This window comes from Pseudomonas sp. HMWF006 (genome assembly GCF_003061205.1).
Lineage (GTDB): Bacteria > Pseudomonadota > Gammaproteobacteria > Pseudomonadales > Pseudomonadaceae > Aquipseudomonas > Aquipseudomonas monsensis.
Genome location: NZ_QAIU01000635.1, coordinates 1,198 through 7,546 on the forward strand (window position 1 = coordinate 1,198; position 6,349 = coordinate 7,546).

The window sequence follows — 6,349 nt, forward strand, 5'->3', positions numbered from 1 at the left end:
GCCGATGTGTTCAAACACCTGACCTTGACCCGCCTCATCGCCCTGATGTCGCGCAAGGAGCAGCCGTTTGCCTATCTCGACACGCACGCCGGCATCGGTCTGTATGACTTGCAGGGCGATCAGGCCAATCGCACCGGCGAATACCTGGAAGGCATTGCGCGGTTGTGGGATCAGCCGGACCTGCCGGCGCTGACCGCCGACTACATGAAGGTGCTGCACGAGATGAACCCGGATGGCCAGTTGCGCTACTACCCGGGTTCGCCGGAGCTGGCGCGGCGCCTGACCCGGCCGCAGGATCGGGTGATGCTCAACGAGAAGCACCCGGAAGACGGCGTGCTGCTCAAGGACAACATGGCCGGTGATCGCCGGGTCAAGGTTCACCTCGGCGAGGGCTGGCATGTGGCGCGGGCGATGTTGCCGGTGCAGGAAAAGCGCGCGGTGATGTTGATTGATCCGCCGTTCGAGCAGCTCGATGAAATGCAGCGCTGCGCGGCGTCGTTGAAAGAGGCGATTGGTCGCATGCGCCAGACGGTGGCGGCGATCTGGTATCCGGTGAAAGATCAGCGTGCGTTGCGTCGGTTCTATCAGGATCTGGCCGGTACCGGTGCGCCGAAGTTGCTGCGCGTGGAACTGCTGGTGCATCCGCTGGATACGCCGAACAGCCTGAACGGTTCGGGCATGGCGATTGCCAATCCGCCGTGGGGGCTGGAGGAAGAATTGCGTGAGTTGCTGCCGTGGCTGTCGAAGAAGCTGGGGCAGACCCAGGGTGGGTGGCAGATGGATTGGCTAATAGCGGAGTAAAGCTTCCAGCTACAAGCTACAAGCTGAAGCGAGCGACGCGCTTGCAGCTTGATGCTTGTAGCTCGCAGCTTTAGTTCGGCATGCACACACCGGTGCCGCCAATCCCGCAGTAACCCTCAGGGTTTTTCGCCAGATACTGCTGGTGATACGCCTCGGCGAAGTACACGGTTGGCGCCTGTTCGATCTCGGTGCTGATCTCGCCCAGACCGGCCTTCGACAGTTCAGCCTGATACACCGCTTTGCTCTTCAGTGCCGCATCCAGATGCTCAGGCGAGGTCGCGTAGATCACCGAGCGGTACTGGGTGCCGATGTCGTTGCCCTGACGCATGCCCTGCGTCGGGTTATGCAGCTCCCAGAACATTGCCAGCAGCTCTTCGTAGCTGACTTTGGCCTTGTCATACACCACCAGCACCACTTCGGCGTGGCCGGTCAGGCCCGAGCAGACTTCTTCGTAGGTCGGGTTCGGCGTGAAACCGCCGGCATAACCCACGACCGTGCTGACCACGCCTTCACGCTGCCAGAAGCGGCGCTCGGCGCCCCAGAAGCAACCCAGGCCGAAAATCGCGAAGTCGACGTCCTGGAAAAACGGGCCAAGCAGCGGGGTTTCTTCGAAGACGAAGTGTTTTTCAGGCAGGGTCATCGCGGTTTCGCGGCCGGGCAACGCTTGTTCTTTGGTCGGTAGCACGTTCTTGTTCACCAGAATTTCCGAGCGCAGAACCATGATCGTTCCTCTCAGTCAGGTTGGATGTAAAAAGTCAGACCGCCAGTGTGCCCAATGATGCCCGGTTAATCACTACCCAAAATGTGCGGGTACTCGCCCCACTGTAGGCCTTCGCCTGCTCGCGCTTACAGGGAGATGTAGAGGATTAAAGGCAGAGCGGGCCGCGCGGGTAGCGTTTGAGGGCGTGGATCAGCTCGTTGCCCGGGATCGGCCGGTCGAAGAGGTAGCCCTGGCCAACGTCGCAGCGATGACGGCGCAGGAACGCCAGTTGCTCGGCAGTCTCGATGCCTTCGGCCACGACCTTGAGCTTCAGGTTGTGGGCCATGGCGATCACCGCCGAGGTGATTTCCATGTCGTCCTGGTTGTCCGGGATTTCGTGGATGAAGCTGCGATCAATCTTGATGATGTCGATCGGGAATTTCTTCAGGTAGCTGAGCGACGAATAACCGGTGCCGAAGTCGTCCATGGCCAGGGTCAGGCCCAGGCGCTTGAGCTGGTCAAGCTGCAAGTGCGTGTCTTCGGTGGCTTCCAGCAGCAGGCCTTCGGTCAGCTCCAGCTCCAGCAGGTTGGCCGGCAGCGCTTCTTCCTTGAGGATGTTGGCGATCGAGGCGACCAGATCCGGATCGGAGAACTGTTTCGGTGACAGGTTGATCGCCACTTGCAGATTGCCCATGCCCGCGGCGGTCAGCGCCTTGCTCATGCGGCAGGCCTGACGGGCGATCCACTTGCCGATCGGAATGATCAAACCGGTCTCTTCGGCGACGCTGATGAACTGGTCCGGGCGGATCATGCCGCGCTCCGGGTGATTCCAGCGCAGCAGCGCTTCCATCCCCAGCAGGCGACCGCTGCGCAGGCACAGCTTGGGCTGGTAGAACACGTCCAGCTCGTTCTGGGTCAGGGCGCGGCGGAGGTTGTTTTCGACGAACAGCTTGTAACTGGCCTCGGCGTTCAGTGCTTCGGTGAAAACCTGTACCTGATGTTTGCCGTTGGCCTTGGCCTTGTGCAGGGCCAGCCCGGCGTTGCGCATCAGGGTTTGCGGGTCGCGTCCGTGCAGCGGCGCGCAGGCCAGGCCGACGGAGCCGGTGACGCTGATCAACTGGTTGTCGACGAACATCGGTTTGTCGAGGGTCATCAGCAACTGGCTGGCGATTTGTTGGCCGGCCTCAAGATCGGTGTTGTCGAGCAGTACGGCGAATTCGTTACTGGCGAAACGGGCGAGGCTGCCGCTCGGGCTCAGGCTGTTGCGCAGGCGCCGGGCGAGGCTGATCAACAGTTTGTCGCCGGTCTGGTGCCCGAGGCTGTCGTTGATCCGCTTGAAGTTGTCGATGTCCACCAGCAACAGGCTGATCGGCGTATCGCTGTCCCGGGCGAAGCGTTCGTCGAGGTTGCGGATAAACGCCGGACGGTTGCCGAGGTTGGTCAGGTTGTCGGTGTAGGCCAGACGTTCGATGCGCTGCTGCGCCAGTTTGGTCTGGGTGATGTCTTCGTAGATGCCGATGTAATGCGTCAGTTCGCGGTTGTCGCCGTAGACCTTGGAGATCGACAGCTGCCCCCAGTACGGTTCGAGGTTTTTCCGGCGGCTCTTGAATTCGCCCTGCCAGCTGTTGCTCTTGGCCAGCGCCGAGGGCGCGTCGAACAGCAGTTCGCTGAGGTTTTCCAGAGCCGGCAGCTCCGACAGGCGCTGGCCATGGACTTCCTCGGTGGTGTACTGGGTGATCGCGGTGAAGCTGGGGTTGACGTACTCGACCACACCGTCGCAGTTGACCAGCAGAAAGGCGTTGGCGCTTTGCTCCACGGCACGCTGGAACAGGTGCAGGGCGCTGGTGGCGGTGCGGCGGTTGTGGTTGTTGATGACCTGGGCGAACTGGTCGGCCAGCTCACCGGCAAACGCAATTTCGTCGGACTGCCAGGCGCGGGTGACGCCGGTCTGTTCCAGGCACAGCACGCCAACCACCTGGCCATCGACGCGGATGCTCGCGTCGAGCATGGCGTTGACGTCGCGCGGGCGCAGGGCTTCGGCCATCTCGCGGGTGCGCGGATCACGCATCGCGTTATGGGCGTCGATGGCGCGGCTGCTGTGCAGCGCTTCCATGTAGTCGGGGAAGCTGCTGACGTCGATCACATCCGGGAGAATGTATTCCTGGGTCGCGCGGTGGTAGGCCGAAATCGGCACCAGTTGCTGGCCTTCGAGGTTCCACAGGCTGGCGCAGTCGATCTCGTAGATGTCGCAGGCGCAGCGGGTGATCAGCTCGGCGGCTTCCTGCAACGAATTGTGCGAACTGTAGCGCTGGCGGGCGAGCAGCAGAATCAGGTCTTGCTGGGCGCGCACGCGTTCGAGGTGCTGCAGTTGCTCCTGCTGGGCGCGCTGGTTCAGTTCCAGGGCGATCTGCAGGCGAGAGTTCTGGGTTTCGAGGTCGACCGAGGGCAGTGATGACGCTTCGTCGAACACATCGTCGACTGCCAGCAGATAGCCGCGCAGCAGGTGCCGATTGTGTTGTTTATAGGCTTCACCCAATTCCAGGACGCTCAGCGTGCCGGCGGCGGTGTGCAGGGTGTAGCGCACCAGATAGTGCGGGCTGGTGCCGAGCTGCTGCTGGATGGTGTCATGCAACTGATAGCGCGCTTCGGGTTCCATCAGGCTGGCGTACGGCGAGCCGACCAGAGCACACAGTTCAACGGCCGGTTGACCGAACTGGCGCTCGCAGTTGGGGTCGAGAAACAGCATCGCCCAACTGGCTTCATTCAAGCGCTCGAAACGCAGCATGCCGAGCCGCGAGGGCACAGGCAACTGCGTCACTACCTCGGCCGCCATACGGCTGGCGGCATCGGGTTGGCTCTTCATGAAGGGAACTCGCTTGGAAATATGCTGAACGCGCCGGGCTCTCGCCCTCTTAACTGTTGCCTGCGGCAAGGTTGCATCATTGCGGCACTGACTGACAAGAGAGATGAAGGCCAAGTGCTATAAGAATGTGTCGGCCGCGCGAGGCATTTCTCCAGCGCCTCTTGTAAAAGAGCAAAGGATCGCCGCCTGCAGCAGCGCCTACAGGGGACGCCTACCCATACAGGCGCTGCCGCAGGCGGCGATCTTTTTCGATTTCAACGCAGTTTGATCCTGACGGATTGCAGCTTCTTGCCATCCCGATCATGGTAATTGATCAAAATATGATCAGTCTCGACCACGACATGGGCGAAGTTGTCCTCGCTGACCACCGCACTGGTCAGCTCATGCCGATAATCGCCCGCTGCCGTGCGCACCAGCGGCTGATCGAGGATGAAGGTGGAGGCTTTGGCATAGGGCAGCAGCTTGCTGTTGCACAGTGGCGAGGAAACGATGGTGTGCACTTCGAAGTCAGCGTCTTCGCTGTGGCTCAGGCGTGCAGTCAGCGATCCATGCACATCGCCGGAAACAAACACGACATTTCTGATGCGCTGGGTGCGGATGGTTTCCAGCAGCCGCAGCCGCTGTTCCGGGAAGGCTTTCCAGGCATCGTCGCCATGCCGTTTGCGATCCGGGTAGAACATCACGCTGGTGACCACGAACTTGACCCGTGCCGGGCTCTTGACCAGCCACGTGAGCAACGCCTGTTCCTGCGCCTCATCCAGGATACGGCGATTATCGGCCGACAAGTTGCGGCGAGTGCGGCTGTCGGTCACGAACCATTCAATATCGCCGTCACTGAATTGATACCAGTAATGATCAAGTTTCGAGCGGTCAACTTCACCGTTAGTTGTCAGTGAATGTGCCGGGCTGTGACTGGCTTGATACAACTCATAGGCAGCCATGGCGTTGCGGTATAACTCATGGTCAGACTTTCCGGCGTTCGCCGGCCAGTTATCTTCGATTTCATGGTCGTCGAGCATCATGTAAGTCGACGTTCCAGACATCAGCCGTTGTATATGCGGTTGCGAGAATGCGGCGCGGTACTTGAGAAGGATGTCTTTATATTCCCGGTCGGGGGCGATCAGGTTCAGATCATCGACATAGATCTGGTCTCCGGTCATGAGTGTGGCACTGACCGGCGGTTGCGCACCTTCGATCAACTGGTTGATGGACGCAAAGATCCGGTCGCCCAACTGCGGCAGCGAAGCGATGCCGGCGGTCATGCGCAAGTAGCGACAGGAGCCGATGATGTAGGCTCTGGGCTGCAAGGCCTGGGCGGAGCGCGTGCGGAAGCGATAGCTCTCACGTGGCCATTGCAGGGGCAACTCCGCCACGCTGTCGACGGTGTGTACCGGATTCATCGGGCTGAACCACATGGCCTGGTATTCGTACTCGGTATCCGCATTCAAGTTGTTGAGTGTCAGTACTTCTGACATGTCACGTAATTCGCTTAGTCTGGCGAAAGTCACGCTTGACCATTGTTGGGAATCGACAGCGCGATAACGAACTGCCGCAAATACGGTTGCATTGTTTTGATGCTCGCCGCGAATAAAGATGCGCGCATGGTTAGTTGTGACGTGGCCGATGATCGGGCCGATAGTGGGTTTGAACATGAATGAGTCCATTCGAATAAATGCTTGATAAGAATAAATAAGGCAAAGCGCGTTAGTTGGCTTTGCAGTGCCAAGATTAGTTATCTGGCGCATAAAAATATCGGCACGAAGTGGACTCGGGTCGTAGCTGATATCAGTACAACTCGTGGGAAAAATCTTGAGGGTGGCTTTCGCCAGGCAAAAAAAAGCCCCGTCAAACTGACGGGGTTGAGGTACGAGCGTGTGGCGCTCGAAAGGGTGACGCAACAGGCCCTCCGTTGTCGGAGGGCCTGTTCGGTTACAGCAGGATGGTGCGGATGTCGCCCAGCAGGCTGCCCAGACGCTGGGTGAAGC

At 60.0% G+C, this 6,349-nt stretch carries 4 protein-coding genes; 1 reads left to right on the top strand and 3 read right to left on the bottom strand.

Translation table 11 applies throughout. The annotated features are described in order from the left end of the window. A partial coding sequence (locus DBR24_RS29335; RefSeq protein ID WP_146189147.1) for a 23S rRNA (adenine(2030)-N(6))-methyltransferase RlmJ occupies positions 1-801 on the top strand: 801 nt, incomplete at its 5' end. A 70-nt stretch (positions 802-871) separates the two neighbouring features. Here the strand turns inward: DBR24_RS29335 and msrA are convergent. From msrA to DBR24_RS29350, 3 genes are all read right to left on the bottom strand, one after another. Further along, entirely contained in the window at positions 872-1,522 is a 651-nt protein-coding gene (gene msrA / locus DBR24_RS29340) for a peptide-methionine (S)-S-oxide reductase MsrA (protein WP_128616445.1), read from the bottom strand. A 145-nt stretch (positions 1,523-1,667) separates the two neighbouring features. Beyond that, positions 1,668-4,364 carry a bifunctional diguanylate cyclase/phosphodiesterase gene (locus DBR24_RS29345; protein WP_128616446.1) on the bottom strand — a complete coding sequence of 899 codons (2,697 nt, stop codon included), beginning with the start codon at positions 4,362-4,364 and terminating at the stop codon, positions 1,668-1,670. Between the two features lie 254 nt (positions 4,365-4,618). Then, positions 4,619-6,016 (bottom strand): alkaline phosphatase D family protein, encoded by a 1,398-nt coding sequence (locus tag DBR24_RS29350; protein ID WP_128616453.1) that lies wholly within the window; start codon positions 6,014-6,016, stop codon positions 4,619-4,621. Positions 6,017-6,349 lie beyond the last annotated feature (333 nt).

Bases quoted from the DNA above. Each gene is read 5' to 3' on its own strand.
- msrA (WP_128616445.1), bottom strand. From the start codon at position 1,522: ATGGTTCTGCGCTCGGAAATTCTGGTGAACAAGAACGTGCTACCGACC.
- DBR24_RS29350 (WP_128616453.1), bottom strand. From the start codon at position 6,016: ATGTTCAAACCCACTATCGGCCCGATCATCGGCCACGTCACAACTAAC.
- DBR24_RS29345 (WP_128616446.1), bottom strand. From the start codon at position 4,364: ATGAAGAGCCAACCCGATGCCGCCAGCCGTATGGCGGCCGAGGTAGTG.